The sequence below is a fragment of the Sediminibacterium sp. GW821-FHT12F12 genome (assembly GCF_058806635.1).
Window position 1 is genome coordinate 199,656 of sequence record NZ_JBXAPW010000005.1, and the last position, 16,228, is coordinate 215,883.

Genomic DNA, 16,228 nt, shown 5'->3' on the forward strand with positions numbered 1-16,228 from the left:
GAATCATGGCCATCATTGCTCCCTCCCTCTTAAGTGCCGATTTTCTGAATCTTCAGAAAGATTGTGATATGATCAATACCAGCCAGGCCGATTGGCTTCACCTGGATGTGATGGACGGAAGTTTTGTACCCAATATCAGTTTTGGATTTCCTGTCATTGAAAGGGTATGTAAAGCCACTACCAAAGTTTGCGATGTACACCTGATGATTCTGGAGCCCGGTAAATATGCAGAAGCATTTCAGAAAGCCGGTGCCAACATCCTTACCGTACATATAGAAGCCTGTCCGCACCTGCACCGCAACCTGCAGCAGATCAAAAGTCTGGGCATGAAAGCGGGCGTGGCACTGAATCCGCATACACCGGTATCGCTCCTGGCCGATATCATTCAGGATATTGATTTGGTTTGCCTGATGAGTGTGAACCCTGGGTTTGGCGGACAACAATTCATTCCCCGCACTCTCGATAAGATACGCGCACTGAAACAAATGATCATAGATGGTGGATCTTCTACGCTGATCGAGATCGATGGCGGTGTTACACTGGACAATGCAGGTGCTATATTGCAGGCTGGTGCAGATGTACTGGTGGCGGGCAATACCGTTTTCAGATCTGCAGATCCGGTTGCTACGATTGCTGCTTTGAAAAAGTTATAACGGTACACTCTGCAGAAAATCATACAAACTTCCTAGTGGTTTTTCTTACAGGTAACAGACAATATACCGGCAAAACACTATCCACATCTGTGTATAAGAAGTGTTAGGATTTTATATTGTCTTCCAGTTAAATTTGGAATAGTAGTTCAGATCTTACTAATCCATTAAAATCTCATCAGCTTGACAGAAACCATCATTAACCTCGACTCCGTTAATCCCATCGAATTCTTTGGTGTCAATAACGGAAAGTTAGATTTGCTGAAAAAGAAATTCCCATTATTAAAGATCCTTTCCCGCGGGACGCAATTAAAACTGAGCGGGGCTCCTGAACAGATTGAAACAGCAAAAGAAAAGATCGACCTCATCATTCAGTACCTCGAACGCAATGGTCACCTGAGTGAAAATTACTTTGAACAGATCCTGGGTGGCGATGATGCAGAAACTGTTGACAATTTTGTTGACCGTAATCCCAACGACATTCTCGTTTTCGGCCCCAATGGTAAAACCGTCAGAGCCCGTACACAGAACCAGAAAAAAATGGTGCATGCGGTTGACAGAAATGATATCGTATTTGCCATCGGACCAGCCGGCACCGGTAAAACTTATACCGCCGTTGCATTGGCAGTGCGGGCGCTGAAGAATAAAGTGGTCAAGAAAATCATCCTTACCCGACCTGCGGTAGAAGCCGGCGAAAGTTTAGGTTTTCTTCCCGGCGACCTGAAAGAAAAAATCGATCCTTATCTGCGTCCCCTATATGATGCGCTGGATGATATGATACCGGCCGATAAACTCGGTTATTATATGAGTACCCGCACCATTGAGATCGCCCCGCTGGCCTATATGCGCGGACGTACCCTGGATAATGCATTTATCATCCTGGATGAGGCGCAGAATACGAATGATCTTCAGTTGAAGATGTTCCTTACCCGTATCGGTGCCAATGCCAAAGCCATCATCACCGGCGACCCTACCCAGGTGGATCTGCCACGTAATATGCGCAGCGGTCTGGAAAAATCAACCCGGATCCTGAAAAATATCGATGGCATTTCACATATCGAATTAACGGAGGAAGATGTGGTACGTCACCGCCTGGTAAAAGCCATCATCAAAGCATACGAGAAAGAAAAAGAAGACACCGATCAGGGGCATCACAGATAATAAAAAGTAAAGGTCTCAATTTGATTGAGACCTTTACTTTTTATGCAATAGATAGATAGTGAGTGGTGAGTAGTCAGTAGTGAGTAAAAGCATGCTGATTGCCGACTCCTTACTCACCACTCACGATTGACGATTGACGATTCACGTACCACTAATCTCCCAGTATCTCATGTCCTAATTTATCCCGCTTGGTTTCGAGGTATCTGCGGTTATGTGAGTTGGGATGGATTTCGATGGGAACAATCTCCACCATCTCCAGTCCGTACCCTTTTAATCCGGCGCGTTTGCGGGGATTATTGCTCATCAGTTTTAATTTGGTGGCGCCCAGGTAACGAAGGATCTGTGCCCCTACCCCATAATCTCTTTCATCCATGCCAAAGCCGAGATGCAGGTTGGCTTCTACGGTATCCATTCCCTCCTCCTGCAGTTTGTAGGCTTTGAGTTTATTTACAAGACCAATCCCTCTTCCTTCCTGGTTCATATAGAGAATGATTCCTTTGCCTTCCTGCTCTACCATTTGCATGGCTTTGTGCAGCTGGTCGCCGCAATCGCAACGGAAACTACCGAGGATATCGCCGGTGAAACAACTGCTGTGCACCCTGGTTAAAACCGCTTCGTCTTCTGTCCAGCTACCCTTAATCAATGCCAGGTGTTCTGCACCGGTGGTTTTTTCTTTAAAAGCCACGAGGGTAAAATGGCCATATTTGGTAGGCATATCCACCCGCACCAGTTCTTCAATCAGCGAATCAGTTTTTAGCCGGTAGTCGATCAGGTCTTTGATAGAAATAATTTTCAGGTCAAATTTCTTAGCGATCTCCAGTAATTGCGGCAAACGGGCCATGGTACCATCTTCGTTCATCACTTCAACCAATACCCCTGCAGGTTCAAGGCCAGCCAGTCTTGCCAGGTCTACCGCCGCTTCTGTATGCCCGGTTCTCCGTAATACTCCACCGGTTTTGGCTTTGAGTGGGAAAATATGTCCGGGACGGCCTAATTCGGAAGGATGCGTTTTCGGGTTCACCAATGCCTGTATGGTTTTGGCCCTGTCCTGGGCCGAAATACCGGTAGTCGTACCTTGACCGATCAGGTCAACCGATACCGTAAAAGCGGTTTCATGCAATGAGGTATTGGAGGTAACCATGGGTCCCAGTTCCAGTTCAGCGCAACGTTTTTCGGTCAATGCGGCGCAGATCAATCCCCTGCCCTCCTTACTCATAAAATTGATCACTTCCGGGGTGGTATGTTCTGCTGCAATGATAAAATCGCCTTCGTTTTCACGATCCTCATCATCTACCACAATCACCATTTCCCCTTTACGGATGTCTTCTATCGCTTGCTCGATCCTGTCTAACATAAAAATTATTGAAATGCAAAATTACAGTGCGGGCGGGGTACTTCGGTCATAAACCTGAAGAAAAGCCCGCCTACGCCCGAAATTTTACAAATCCCGAAAACGACCTCTTTTTCCAAAAAGTAACGATTCAGATCAGATTGACCTGTATTTCGGGAGTGAAACAGGGAAAATAGAAAATATAGGTTTACGGCAGGGTAGTTATCCACAACCGTATTCTGAATACATGTCAAAAAAATTGCGTTTACCTTGAAAAACAACAAAATATCACCCAAAAAGATAAAAAGATACCAAGTTTACGGGTAAAATAGCCAAAAGGGCCTTTTGACAATAATTTGTTAATATCACCTGACTATACACACGGGAATATTTGCTTTCTTTGCATTTGAAAAATTAACACTATGCTTAGTAAAAGAATTGTACAATTTGTACTGGCGGTTCTGCTCTTGCCGGCATTTACACTGGCACAGACCACCACCAGTAGTATGGGAGGTTCCGTTAAAACCAATACAGGTGAACCGCTGGTAGGTGCCACTGTAACAGTTACGCATGAACCCACCGGTACTATTTACCGCGTTCAGAGCCGCAATGGCGGTCGTTTTGACGTAAATAACCTGAACCCCGGAGGTCCTTATTCTGTGGAAGTATCGTTCATCAACTTCACGAACGAGAAAAAAACAGATATCTTCCTTACACTGGGTGATGTATACCGGGTTGATTTTGCCCTGGCTCCCAAGGCTTCCAACCTGGGTAATGTAGTGGTAACCGGTTTGCGTAAAACAACCGATGCTTCCGGCAAAGGGGGTACCGAAACAACCATTGGCCGCGACAAAATGGCCAATCTGCCTACTGTTGGACGTAATATATATGATTATCTCCGCGCAGTTCCCCAGGCGAAACTGGTGAATGGTACAGAAGGTGCCATTTCCATCGCCGGACAGAACAACCGTTACAACGCTTTTTATGTAGATGGTGCGATCAATAACGACGTATTTGGTCTGGCAGCTTCCGGAACCAATGGTGGTCAGGCGAGCATATCCCCGATCTCTATTGATGCGATCGATCAGTTCCAGGTGGTTATCTCTCCTTACGATGCGGCCCAGGGTCACTTTGTAGGAGGTGGTATCAATGCCATTACCAAAGGTGGCACCAATAAAACCGAAGGTTCTGTTTATTATTTCCTCCAGAACCAGAACCTGGCGGGTAAAACACCTACAGGATTGAAAGAGAATGCTACCAAACTGAGTAATTTCTCTAAAAAAACCTATGGTTTCCGTGTAGGTGGTGCTTTTGTGAAAAACAAACTGTTCTATTTTATCAACGTAGACCTGCAGCGCGATATCCGCCCTCAGCCATTTGATTTCAATAGTTATGCCGGTAATACCAAGGATCTGACTATCCTGAATAACCTGGCCAATACCCTGCGGACCAATTATGGTTATGAACCCGGTGGCTTTCAGGATAATACAGAAGAAGTAAAAGCCGACAGGATTGCTGCCCGTATCGACTGGAATATCAGCGATAAACATAAGCTGACACTGAGCAACCGTTACACCAAAGGTGAACGCTTGAATACCAGCACCAGCAGTACCAGTCTTATCAATTTCTACAATAACGGTTATAGTTTCCCTACCCGCAGTAATTCTACTTCGGCAGAATTGAAAAGTGTCGTAGGCAGAAATGCTTCCAATAAATTGCTGATCACGTTTACGGATGTATCGGATGACCGCAGACCAATGGGACAGGATTTCCCCCGTGTTCGTATCAATGACGGTTCCGGTGCCATCATATTCGGGCCAGACAATAGCTCTACTGTTAACCTGCTTACGCAGAAAAACTGGACCGTGTTCAATGAATTCAAGTTCACTGCCGGTAAACATGGTTTGAAAGTGGGTGTGGATTGGGAGTACAGCGGTGTATTCAATGCCTTTATCCAGAACACTTTTGGTAACTATACTTTTCCTAACCTGAATGCATTTTTAACCAATGCAGCACCCAGTGCCTATACCTACGGTTTCCCGCAGATCGATAATGGTAAAGGTGATAATACCAATGCTGCTGCCAAATTCAAATACGCTTCAGGTTCCTTGTTTATTCAGGATGAGTACAGAGCCAATGATAACCTGACGTTGAATTTTGGTATCCGTGCAGATTATTCCAAATTCCTGAGCAAACCATGGGAAGATATCTATACCAACACGGTAGCTATTCCTAAATTTTCGCAGTACTGGGATCTGAAAGGTGCACGTTCAGGTGCTACACCAAAAGTGCCTATTTCATTCTCTCCCCGCGTAGGTTTCGTATACAAAATACCTGATGAAAATATGACCGTACGTGGAGGTTTTGGCCTGTTTGTAGGACGTATTCCATTGGTATGGCCTGGTGGTGTGTATAACAATAATGGTATTTTCATTGGAGGTTATACTGCCAATAGTACACAGCTGGCGCTGATCCGTTTCCGCAACGATCCCAACAACCAGTGGAAACCAAGCGAAGTGGGTGCCGGCGTAACCAAAGGACCTTTGAACCTGGTATCTTCTGAGTTTAAACTGCCTAAGATCTTCAGAGCTTCACTGGCCGTAGATAAACGCTTTGGCGATGGTTGGTCTGGAACACTGGAAGGATTTTTCTCCAAAAATATCAATGAGATCAACTACACCAATATCAACCTTCTACCTCCTGTAGGAAAAGCCGTAGGACCTGACACACGTAATGTATATTCTACTGTTAACAATGCGAAAATTCCGATTAACGCAGATGGCAGCAACCCTTACGATAATGCCATCCTGTTAAGCAATAACACAGACAAAACAGGCTTTGCGTATGGTACAACAATCAGTTTAACCAAACGTACCCGTACCAATTTCACTTTTGAGGTGAACTATAGCTATGGTAACTCTTTCACACTGAATGAAGGTACCAGCTCTGTTAACCTGAGTCAGTGGAGGTTTATGGAAACCGTTAACGGACGTAACTATATCACCCGTTCTATTTCTGATTTCAGCGCAGGTCACAGGATTTTTGCTTACCTGAGCAAGAAATTTGAATATGCCAACAAGTCGCTGGCAACAACCATCACTCTGGCTTACACTGGTCAGTCCGGCTCTCCGCTTAGCTATGTATATGGTTCCAACAGTATGACAAGGGACGATGGTTTAACAGGTACTAACGACCTGATTTATGTACCAACCGCCGGTGATCTGGCCAATATGACTTTTGTAACCGGTAGTGGTGTAACCGCTGCCCCTGATGTACAGAAAGCTGCATTGAATAATTATATCCAGAACGACGAATACCTGCGTAACCGTCGTGGACAGTATGCAGAAAGAAACGGAAGCCGTTTACCTTTCACCAATATCGTTGACCTGAAAATTGCACAGGATTTCAATATCATGGTGGCCGGCAAACGTTACCAGTTCCAGTTAACGTATGATGTATTTAACCTGGGTAACCTGCTGAACAGGGATTGGGGCCGCCAGTATTTCCAGAGCAACGACCAGTTTTCGCTGGTGCAGTTTGCCGGATACAAGAGTGCAACAGACCTGACACCTACTTACCGCTTTAACCCGAATGTAACTTCTGCATGGGGTGTAAGTAACAGTACCAATGCTGCTTATGCCGCACGTTGGATCAGCCAGTTAGGTTTACGTTTCACGTTCTAACCCTAACTTTATCCAGCAATAGAAAAGAGGCTGTCTCAAACGAGGCAGCCTCTTTTTATTGTATTCTGTCCCGTCCTGAATTAGTAGTTAGTAATTAATAACGTATTGTATTAAAAATCACCCTGATAGTCAGGATTTTTTGTCGCTCACGGTCCCGCTACCGGCGGGAGCCCCGTCCCTGTTATCCCGCCGATGGCGGGACTGCTTTTTCTTCTGCCAACGCATCATTTTGTCTGCCCTCGCCTTCGCTCGGCACCGAACAAAAAGAGGCCCGTCCGCCAAAGGCGGACTGATTAGAAATTTTTCATTGAACACCCTGAAGTAGCAGTTTTTATTTTACTAACCAACCGAATTTTGAATTATCCAATAGCACAAGACGTTAATTAATAATCACCGATTACTAACTACTAATTATTCAATCCCCATCCCCATTTCAAAAATGCGGGAAACGCTTTTCCCCAGGTAGCTACATCGTGTTTACCATCTTCCAGTTCCAGATATTCGATATGGGCATCGGTATATCCTTTGGCTTTCAGTTCTACGATCAGGTCCAGTGCATCATCGATCGAATCAATCACCCCGTTCTGGTTCCTGTCGGCGGTTTCATCCAGTTTGCCACATTCCAGGAAAAACTGTAACCAGGGATGAAAATGCCCCTTGCGCACCTGCAGGTGCATCAAACGGTGCAGCTCATCGTCATATCCATCATCATAACCTTTTCTTCTCCACCACAAAGAAGGACTGAATAACCCCACTTTATTGAATTCACTCGCATGGTTCCATACAATATCCATTGCACTTAATGCACCCAGTGAGAAACCTGCAAAAGACTTGTGTTTAAAAGAAGGTGCCTGATAGGTTTTGCGGATATAGGGCAATAACTCTTCAAAAATGAATTTACTGTACAGCCCCGCTTTGGCACCTCTACCTTTAAAGTCGGCAGAGTAAGCGGTGCCGTATTCCATTTTCCGTTCCGGCCCGCAATGAATTCCTACGCAGGCCAGCGGTTCAATGGTTCCGGAATAGATCAACTCATCCAATATTTCGTCAAAGGCCATGGTGGCCAGGTCCTGCCCATCGTTAATGAGCAGCAGACTTAACTGGTCGGCCTGCTTTTGCGGAAGCGGGAGGTACATATCTACCCGCACTTCCCGTTCCAGGTATTCTGAAGCGAGGGTAAACTGTTCTACGGTTACCGCAGAAAGTACAATCGGTTTGGTATCGGCCATGTTTTCAAAAATAATGGAATGATCACAATTCAGCGGAATGAAATCTCCACAAAACCACCAAAGAAGCAATAGCGGTGCTTCACTTATAGCAGAAAATATTTATACGGGCAGGCTTCTTATTTCGAATCAGTTTCGCTAAATTGACTACGGAACCTATCAGGAAAACCTCATTATTTACCAAACGATTACTTATGAAAAAGATCGGCATACTTTTCGGCCAGGAAAGAAGTTTTCCCATGGCTTTTGTGGAGAGGATCAACAGCAAGAATATTCCCGGTATTGTTGCCGAACCTGTACGTATAGACAAAGTGATGCAGGGTGAATCAAGCGGCTATGCCGTGATAGTGGACAGGATCAGTCAGGATATCCCTTTTTACCGGGCTTATTTAAAAAATGCGGCACTCTGCGGTACTGCCGTTATCAACAATCCTTTCTGGTGGAGTGCGGATGAAAAGTTTTTCAACAATTGCCTCGCCACCAAGATAGATGTACCCGTTCCCAAAACGGTGATCCTTCCTTCGCGGGACCTTCCGCCGGATACTTCAGACCAGTCCTTCAGCAACCTGGCTTATCCGCTGGATTGGGAAGGCATTTTTAAATACGTAGGTTTCCCTGCGTACATGAAACCCTTTGCCGGTGGCGGATGGAAAAACGTGTATAAGCTTACCGATATGGATGATTTCTTTGAGAAACACAGCGAAACCCAGCAACTGGTGATGCTGCTGCAGGAAGAGATCATTTTTGAGGAATATTACCGTTGTTACTGTATCGGCGGCAAACATGTGCGTATCATGTCTTATGAACCCCGCAACCCGCACCACCTGCGTTATGTGGCAGATTTCAAACCTTCGGCAGAAAAGCTGAAAGAGATGACGGATATCGTACTGCGCATCAACCAATACCTCGGTTATGATTTCAACACCGTTGAACTGGCCCTGCGGGATGGCGTTCCCTATGCCATCGATTTCTGTAACCCGGCACCGGATGCGGATATCAAAAGCGTAGGACAGGAAAATTTTGACTGGGTAGTAGAAACCGCCGCCAATTTTGCAATAGAAAAAGCACAGGCACAAAAAGACGGAGTAGATAACCTTACCTGGGGGGAATATCTGAAAAGAGGTACTGCCGGGAAGAAATTATATTAGTGAGTAGTGAATCGTCAGTCGTCAGTGGTGAGTAGTGAGTAGTGAGAGAGGCTTTTATTCACCATTGTCCATTGACAATTGACAACTCACGATTCATGTCTCACGATTCACGTTAAAGAAAGCTGCTGCTATGGGAAATCTGAATTTCAAACATTTTACACTGGGCGTAGAAGAAGAGTATATGGTGCTGGACCCGCATACGCGGGAGTTGAAGAGTCATGAGCAACGGATTGTGCAGGAGGGCCAGAAGATTCTGAAAGACAAAGTGAAAGCGGAAATGCACCAGGCGGTGGTGGAAGTAGGTACTGATATCTGCGCCAATATAGAAGAAGCCTTTAAAGACGTAGCCTCGCTGCGCGGCAATATTGCACAGATTGCCGGCGACCTGGGTTACTGGATCGGTGCCGCAGGCACCCATCCCTTCAGTCATTGGGAAACACAACTTATCACGGATCATGTACGCTACAACGAACTGGTAAATGAACTGCAGGAAGCGGCCAGAAGTAACCTGATTTTTGGTCTGCATGTACATGTGGGCATGGAAGACCGCAGAATGGCCATTCATATCGCCAATACGGCCCGTTATTTTCTTCCGCATGTGTATGCCCTCAGTACCAACTCTCCCTTCTGGGAAGGGCGGGAAACGGGTTATAAATCTTTCCGCACCAAAGTATTCGATAAGTTCCCGAGAACCGGCATCCCGGATTATTTTGAGAATATTGAAGCGTATGAGAATTATGTGAACCTGCTGATCAAAACCAATTGCATTGATAATGCCAAGAAGATCTGGTGGGACCTGCGAGTACACCCCTTCTTCAATACCGTTGAGTTCCGCATCTGTGATGTGCCGATGACCATTAATGAAACCATCACCATTGCCGCGTTGTTTCAGGCCATCTGTGCCAAAATCTATAAACTGCGCGGACAGAACCTGAACTTCATGATCTACCAGCGTTCCCTCATCAACGAGAATAAATGGCGGGCGAGTCGTTACGGGATTGATGGTACCCTGATCGATTTTGGCAAGGAAACGGAAGTGAATACCAGAGCACTGATTTATGAGCTGCTGGACTTTGTGGATGATGTGGTAGATGAGTTGGGCAGCCGTCATGTGATTGACTATGTGGCCCGGATTTTTGAGACAGGAACGGGTGCCGACAGACAATTAACGGTATTTCGCGAAACCGGTAGCCTGGTAAATGTGGTGGATTATATCCACGATTCATTTCTAAAAGTTTGATTATCATACTATTACTATAAATCCCGCAGCTTATAGTTGTGGGATTTATAGTATATAAACCCGGTAAAATCTCTTGCAATCAAAGCAACGAAGTAACTTGCCGCGGTATCTACTAATTACCAAACTATACAAAACACTCCCCAGGTGACCGACGAATACGAACTGATAAAGGGTTGCATCCGGAACGATGCCCGGTGCCAGCGCATGCTGTTTGACCGGTATGCCGGTAAGATGATGAGCGTATGTTTACGTTATGCCAAAGATTCGATGGAAGCCGAGGATATGATCCAGGATGCTTTTATCAAAGTATTCCAGTATATCGGTCAGTTCAAATTTGAAGGTGCTTTTGAGGGATGGATCAGGCGTATTGTAGTGAATACTGCTATCCGCCACCTGGAAAAGAAAAAACTGCAGTTCAAAGATATCGACGATAACAGCCAGAATGCCCCTTCTATTGATGCCCAGGCTTATTCGCAGCTGGGAGAAGCAGACCTGATGAGACTGATCAGCCAGTTACCGGATGGTTACCGCCTCGTATTCAACCTGAATGCGATTGAAGGCTATAGTCATGAAGAGATAGCGGAAATGCTGCATATTCAACCCGGCACCAGCCGCAGCCAGTTAGTAAAAGCGCGGAAGATGCTGCAATACCAAATCTTACAATTACAAAAAGTTGCTGTATAGGATGAACGATACCCAATTTGATGACTTCTTCAACGACAAATTCAAAGACCACGCTGTGCCCGTGCCGGCAGGTCTTTGGGATAAGGTTGTGGAAGGTCAATTTGACAAATTCGTGGGCAACAGTTTAAAAGATGCTGAAGCCCCCGTACCGGAGGGGTTATGGGATAAGATCAACGATAAACAGTTTGATGGTTTTGTAGCCGGCACGCTGACCGGTGCTGCAGCGCCTGTTCCGGCTGGTTTGTGGGACCGCATCAGCGATGGGCAGTTTGACCAGTTTGTAGCGGGTAAACTCATCGATCATGAAGCACCGGTACCCGCTGGTTTATGGGAGAAAGTTCGTCCGGAGGAAGAGGATGATGATAAAGTCGGCTTCTTATGGTTCCGCTACCCTGCTGCAGCTGTTTTGATTCTCGGTCTGTTAACAGCCGGTGCCTGGGGTGGTTATCTCTATTTCAGTTCGCACAAGGAGAAAGCAACAGAATCATCCATCAGTAAGTCTGAACCCGCTTCACAGGTGCCTGCCGCCAATGCAGCACCGAATAAGGCAATTATTCCTTCAGCAAATACAACCCCGGCTACAGCGCCTGTAACAGAGAATGCAGCCAATAGTAACCATAACCGCAACTTACTGCCACCTGCAGCCAATGCTACTGATAACCGTTTAGCCGGTTCTGCTTCCCAGGATATTTTCGTATCGGGCATCCGCAGGAAAAAAGGAATAGAGCTGTTAAAGCCCGTTCCTCCTGCAGGCAACGATCTTACCAATACAGCTTATGATCCTTTCCTGAACAAAACCCATGCGGCAGATAAAACCCTGGCAATTACAGATGACAGAGAAGAGATACCTTCTTATCAGCAAAACCTGCTGCCTGCCTTTATCATTCCTACCCTCACCGGGTATGATATGTCGCAAAACCTGCAGGATAAACAACTATCCACCTTGAACCACACCAACCAGTTCAAGAATATCATTATCTGCCCATCCGATAACAGGCGCAATACCGACTGGTACCTGGAAGCCTATGCTTCTCCCGATTTGTCGTTTAAGTCTGTGAGTAATGTATCCGCCTCTCCCTTATACATGCTGAAAAAAGACAGTAGTGAAAGTATGCAGGTGGGTTATTCCGCCGGACTTCGGCTGGTGAAACCCCTTACAGATAATATCCTGTTAAAAGCAGGTGTACAGTATTCGCAGGCTAACGAAAAATATGTGTACCGTACAGAGAACGAAGTAAAAACGACTACAGTAGTAACCGTACGCACCATTATCCGCGCACCGGGCGATACAGTGATTGTGCAGGATACCAGCGTATTACAGACAGTGGGTTTCCGGAATAATACCGTGCGTAACCGTTACCGCAGTTTTGATATCCCGTTAACCGTAGGTTACCAGTTTGGCAATGAAGACCTCAAATTCGGAATCAATGCAGGTGTGGCGGTGAATATCTCTTCCTGGTACCAGGGTGTGATGCTGGATTCTTCACTGGCCATTGTACCGCTGACCAAAACAGGCAATAATGTATACAAAACCAATATAGGACTGGGATTGATCGGCAGTTTCAGTGTAGTGAAAAAGATGAGTGAGGATATGCATATTTTCTTTGAACCCTATTTCCGGTACAACTTATCTAATATGACCACCCAGCAGGCCAGCTTCAAACAGCGCTTCAGCGTGGGCGGATTGGCTGTAGGGCTCCGGATCAACTTAAACCGAAAGTAACAGGCAGCAAAAGATACCCGTTGGGTATCTGATAGACAGGAACGTTATGAAAAGAATTTTACACATCATGGTAGGTTTGTCTGCGCTCTTCCTTGCTTCCTGCAAGAAGGAACTGTCTGACAATTTCACCACGTATACCAATCATCCGCTGAATGATACGGCATGGGTAAAAAATCTGCTCAGTACCCATTCTGTGAATGATCTGTTCGATCTCCTGCATCCCAAAGAAGTACTGGTGGATTCTTTTAATGCGGTTAACGGCGGTAAACTGTTTTTTGGTGATAGCCTGGAACTGGAATTCAAACCTAACAGTCTGGTGGGACCCGGATCAACCGGCACTCCCCAGGGAAATGTAAGGGTGGAATTATTACCCTTGCGGCGGAAAGGAGATTTTTTACGTGTATTTAAACCCACTACTACGGCCGATGGCAGTTTGCTCGAAACCGGTGGCGGCTTTTTTATCCGCGTATCAAAAGAAGGAAATGAACTGCGCCTCGTTACCGATAGCACTTTCCGGATCAAATTCCATGATATAGATACAGCCAAAGCAGATATGCAGGCTTTTTACGGCAGGGAAGCGATACCCGTTCCGCCGAAGGGGATTGATACTGTTTTCTCGTGGATAAGGGATTTTAACACCAACTTTCTGCCTACCTGGTCTAAGTTGAGTAATAACCCGCTGGTTCCTTCCTATTATGGATATGAACTGGTATCCAAAAACCTGCGTTGGGTTACGGCCAGCAGGTATATAGACAGCACTTTGCCGAGGGTAAAAGTAACCGCTGTTTTATCGCCCAATTTTACCAATAAAAACACAGCCGTATTTATCGTTATAGACGGACGTAAGATCGTAGTTAACTGCAAGGGAGATTATGCTTCACGCTCTTTCTTCGCTAAAAATATTCCGTTGCGGAGTAAGATCAAACTGATCTCTCTATCCAAAATAGGCAGCGACTTTTATTGGGGTGAGAAAGAGATCAATAGTGTAACACTTACCACGAGTTACAAACTCTCTCCTGAAAAGAAGAGCCTGCAGAATATCCTGAAAGAATTAGACGAATTATAAAGAAGTTCATTGTTGAACATATACCGGGGGGTATAGAAAGGGCCGCAATTGCGGCCCTTGTTTTTTTATCTTTTAAAATCGAACAGTGTGGCTGTAAAAAGCCCCCTTTCCCTTTTCTTGAAGATCACATCCCAGTTACCACGGTAACGGAGGATTTTGGGAACGGTTAATCCATCAAATTTGGTCATTTCCACTTCCATGCTCACATCAAAATCATAGACACCGGCTTTATAGCTGAGCGAGTAATTGCGCGCCAATACTTCCAGGGTTTTCATATCAAACCAGGTAACCATCTGGTCTACCACCACCCTGTCGCTTTTCTCCTTGTTTTCTTTGGGCGCGATGGCAAACACATAGGCCAGTCCGCCATGAAACTCTTCTATATCCAATCTGTAATCATATAATTTGTGTGCATCCTCATCGTACAGGTCCAGTTTGTCACCGATAAAAGGAATGCCGGGGATCTTTTTACCAGGATTGAAGAACAACATTTTCAACTGCTCTTTGTGTTTTTCAATTCCCTTTTTATCGCTGAAGCGGAGGTTACGGCCTTTCACAATATTATTTTCTCCGCAAACCTGTCCCTTGGTAAAAAACAAACCGGCATATAATTCCGGGGTCATGTAATTGTAGTCATTTTTCCGGTCGTAGAAATCGCCGGTCACCGTTTCTTCCAGCACATCCATGGTTCGGCAATTGGCGGTATGGTTCTGCCGGGTTTTACTGGAAAGAGAAGCTTTGACCCCCCCCTTTTTATCCAGCATTTTTATATCGTTATAAGAGCTGAATCCGAGTATGCGCAGGTTGCGGAAGGCTTTATAGAAAGTAGTGTCTTCTTTGATCTGGGTTAGCAGTGTTTTATAATCGAAATTATTCCGAACTACTACTTCACTCAGGGTAAAGCGTTTTTCGTCAATAACCACAGACGTATCCTGGGCGAAGGAAGCAGTATAAGAGAGCAGGAGCAGACAGAAAAAACTATATCGCATCATTTGGGGAATATCATTTTATAATCTACGCGGATTTTCCCTTTACTGATATCATTCAATTTTCCCTGCAGCATTTTACGGCGTAGCGGTTTGAGATAATCGATAAAGAGTTTGCCTTCTATATGGTCATACTCATGCAAAATCACCCTTGCCGTAATACCGTTAAAGGTTTCTGTATGCGGTTGAAATTGTTCGTCGAGATAATCCATTACCACTGTTTCGGCGCGGCTCACATCTTCGCGGATCTTGGGAATACTTAAACAGCCTTCATTATAGGCCCATTCTTCGCCCTCGAGCGATCGTACCTGTGCATTGATAAAAACCCGTTTGATACCGGGTGCATCGGGGTACACCCCTTCTTCGTCTTTTTCCAGGTTGGCAAAGATCTGGGTACTATCCATCACAAACAAGCGGATATCCCTGTTAATCTGCGGTGCAGCCAATCCTACCCCGTTACTGGCATACATGGTTTCCCACATATCTTCTATCAAAGTGGCCAGACCGGGATAACCGGGTTCAATATCCCGGGCCAGTTTCCGTAAAACGGGAGCCCCATATGCGACGATCGGAAAAATCATTTCTAAGCGGTTATAAGTATCAAAATGCCGCAAAAATACCGGAAAAGGGGGCAACCGGCAAATGAGAATCGGGGTAAATTGGTGAATGATGCGTTAATTCGTCAGCTTTATTTCACAGGCAGATGAACAGATCACTTATTCTGCAGAAATTCCTGCAACATAATGGTGGCTGCGATCTGGTCAACATTACCCTTGATGCGACGGTCTTTTTTCTTCATCCCCATTTCTACCATGGCACGGGAAGCCATTTTGGAAGTGTACCGTTCATCTACGGTTTGAATAGGTATAGCCGGAAACTCCTTCTTCAGCCGAACGATCGCCGCTTTCACTAATGGGGTAGCATGGGTGGCTGTATCATCGAGATTCAGGGGTTCACCGATCAGGATCAGTTCAACCGCTTCTTCCTGGAAATATTTTTTGAGGAAGGAGATCAGGTCTTTGGTTTCGATGGTGGTTAAAGAAGTGGCAATGATCTGTAAAGGATCCGTAACCGCGAGTCCGGTTCTTTTTCCGCCATAATCGATACAGATGATCCGGGCCATAGTAATTGAGTATTTTGTAAATAACTAAAAGAAAAATAAAATAGCTAGTTTTTGCTTCTGAATCTGGTAAATATAGATACCCATTAGACCCTATTTTAAAAGTAACTCCATTCCGCTAAAATGAACGAAGTCTAAAGCCAATCATCACAACTATGGTTGTGCAAATATGCCATTCAACCGCTTATCTAAGCCAGGCATCGTTCATTTC

General features: G+C 45.4%; 13 protein-coding genes. 8 read left to right on the top strand and 5 right to left on the bottom strand.

Annotated features, from left to right (window positions below):
• The first annotated feature begins 5 nt into the window (after nt 1-5).
• The gene (gene rpe, locus AC1RNB_RS09830; protein WP_493082502.1) at nt 6-653 is read left to right on the top strand and encodes a ribulose-phosphate 3-epimerase; all 648 of its coding nucleotides are present in this window, start codon (nt 6-8) and stop codon (nt 651-653) included.
• 180 nt (nt 654-833) lie between these two features.
• Nucleotides 834-1,811 carry a PhoH family protein gene (locus tag AC1RNB_RS09835; RefSeq protein WP_493082503.1) on the top strand — a complete coding sequence of 326 codons (978 nt, stop codon included), beginning with the start codon at nt 834-836 and terminating at the stop codon, nt 1,809-1,811.
• 151 nt (nt 1,812-1,962) lie between these two features.
• On the opposite strand, the gene AC1RNB_RS09840 is transcribed toward AC1RNB_RS09835, so the two are convergent.
• Entirely contained in the window at nt 1,963-3,165 is a 1,203-nt protein-coding gene (locus tag AC1RNB_RS09840) for a bifunctional 3,4-dihydroxy-2-butanone-4-phosphate synthase/GTP cyclohydrolase II (protein WP_493082504.1), read from the bottom strand.
• A gap of 398 nt (nt 3,166-3,563) precedes the next feature.
• On the opposite strand from AC1RNB_RS09840, the gene AC1RNB_RS09845 reads away from it, so the two are divergent.
• The gene (locus AC1RNB_RS09845; protein ID WP_493082505.1) at nt 3,564-6,824 is read left to right on the top strand and encodes a TonB-dependent receptor; all 3,261 of its coding nucleotides are present in this window, start codon (nt 3,564-3,566) and stop codon (nt 6,822-6,824) included.
• A 407-nt stretch (nt 6,825-7,231) separates the two neighbouring features.
• Here AC1RNB_RS09845 and AC1RNB_RS09850 read toward each other — a convergent pair whose 3' ends face one another.
• The gene (locus AC1RNB_RS09850; protein ID WP_493082506.1) at nt 7,232-8,053 is read right to left on the bottom strand and encodes an alpha/beta hydrolase; all 822 of its coding nucleotides are present in this window, start codon (nt 8,051-8,053) and stop codon (nt 7,232-7,234) included.
• Nucleotides 8,054-8,244: 191 nt separating this feature from the next.
• On the opposite strand from AC1RNB_RS09850, the gene AC1RNB_RS09855 reads away from it, so the two are divergent.
• From AC1RNB_RS09855 to AC1RNB_RS09875, 5 genes are all read left to right on the top strand, one after another.
• Entirely contained in the window at nt 8,245-9,198 is a 954-nt protein-coding gene (locus AC1RNB_RS09855; protein ID WP_493082507.1) for an ATP-grasp domain-containing protein, read from the top strand.
• A 130-nt stretch (nt 9,199-9,328) separates the two neighbouring features.
• Nucleotides 9,329-10,438: a carboxylate-amine ligase gene (locus AC1RNB_RS09860; protein WP_493082508.1), complete on the top strand. Its 1,110-nt coding sequence runs from the start codon at nt 9,329-9,331 to the stop codon at nt 10,436-10,438.
• 144 nt (nt 10,439-10,582) lie between these two features.
• Complete coding sequence (locus AC1RNB_RS09865) at nt 10,583-11,122, top strand: RNA polymerase sigma factor (RefSeq protein ID WP_493082509.1); 540 nt, start codon at nt 10,583-10,585, stop codon at nt 11,120-11,122.
• A gap of 1 nt (nt 11,123) precedes the next feature.
• A complete protein-coding gene (locus AC1RNB_RS09870; RefSeq protein ID WP_493082510.1) occupies nt 11,124-12,845 on the top strand; it encodes a porin family protein in 1,722 nt (573 codons plus the stop codon).
• 46 nt (nt 12,846-12,891) lie between these two features.
• Nucleotides 12,892-13,911, top strand: coding sequence for a hypothetical protein (locus AC1RNB_RS09875; protein WP_493082511.1), 1,020 nt, complete (start codon nt 12,892-12,894; stop codon nt 13,909-13,911).
• 65 nt (nt 13,912-13,976) lie between these two features.
• Here AC1RNB_RS09875 and AC1RNB_RS09880 read toward each other — a convergent pair whose 3' ends face one another.
• The 3 genes from AC1RNB_RS09880 to ruvX form a co-directional block, all read right to left on the bottom strand.
• Nucleotides 13,977-14,903 carry a hypothetical protein gene (locus tag AC1RNB_RS09880; RefSeq protein ID WP_493082512.1) on the bottom strand — a complete coding sequence of 309 codons (927 nt, stop codon included), beginning with the start codon at nt 14,901-14,903 and terminating at the stop codon, nt 13,977-13,979.
• The gene (gene def, locus AC1RNB_RS09885) at nt 14,900-15,478 is read right to left on the bottom strand and encodes a peptide deformylase (protein ID WP_493082513.1); all 579 of its coding nucleotides are present in this window, start codon (nt 15,476-15,478) and stop codon (nt 14,900-14,902) included. Before def ends, AC1RNB_RS09880 begins: the two co-directional genes overlap by 4 nt.
• 131 nt (nt 15,479-15,609) lie before the next feature.
• Nucleotides 15,610-16,020 carry a Holliday junction resolvase RuvX gene (gene ruvX, locus AC1RNB_RS09890; protein ID WP_493082514.1) on the bottom strand — a complete coding sequence of 137 codons (411 nt, stop codon included), beginning with the start codon at nt 16,018-16,020 and terminating at the stop codon, nt 15,610-15,612.
• Nucleotides 16,021-16,228 lie beyond the last annotated feature (208 nt).

Coding starts and splice junctions, on each gene's coding strand:
- AC1RNB_RS09860 (WP_493082508.1), top strand. CDS start 9,329: ATGGGAAATCTGAATTTCAAACATTTTACACTGGGCGTAGAAGAAGAG.
- AC1RNB_RS09880 (WP_493082512.1), bottom strand. CDS start 14,903: ATGATGCGATATAGTTTTTTCTGTCTGCTCCTGCTCTCTTATACTGCT.
- def (WP_493082513.1), bottom strand. CDS start 15,478: ATGATTTTTCCGATCGTCGCATATGGGGCTCCCGTTTTACGGAAACTG.
- AC1RNB_RS09845 (WP_493082505.1), top strand. CDS start 3,564: ATGCTTAGTAAAAGAATTGTACAATTTGTACTGGCGGTTCTGCTCTTG.
- AC1RNB_RS09875 (WP_493082511.1), top strand. CDS start 12,892: ATGAAAAGAATTTTACACATCATGGTAGGTTTGTCTGCGCTCTTCCTT.
- AC1RNB_RS09870 (WP_493082510.1), top strand. CDS start 11,124: ATGAACGATACCCAATTTGATGACTTCTTCAACGACAAATTCAAAGAC.
- AC1RNB_RS09855 (WP_493082507.1), top strand. CDS start 8,245: ATGAAAAAGATCGGCATACTTTTCGGCCAGGAAAGAAGTTTTCCCATG.
- AC1RNB_RS09850 (WP_493082506.1), bottom strand. CDS start 8,053: ATGGCCGATACCAAACCGATTGTACTTTCTGCGGTAACCGTAGAACAG.
- ruvX (WP_493082514.1), bottom strand. CDS start 16,020: ATGGCCCGGATCATCTGTATCGATTATGGCGGAAAAAGAACCGGACTC.
- AC1RNB_RS09840 (WP_493082504.1), bottom strand. CDS start 3,165: ATGTTAGACAGGATCGAGCAAGCGATAGAAGACATCCGTAAAGGGGAA.
- rpe (WP_493082502.1), top strand. CDS start 6: ATGGCCATCATTGCTCCCTCCCTCTTAAGTGCCGATTTTCTGAATCTT.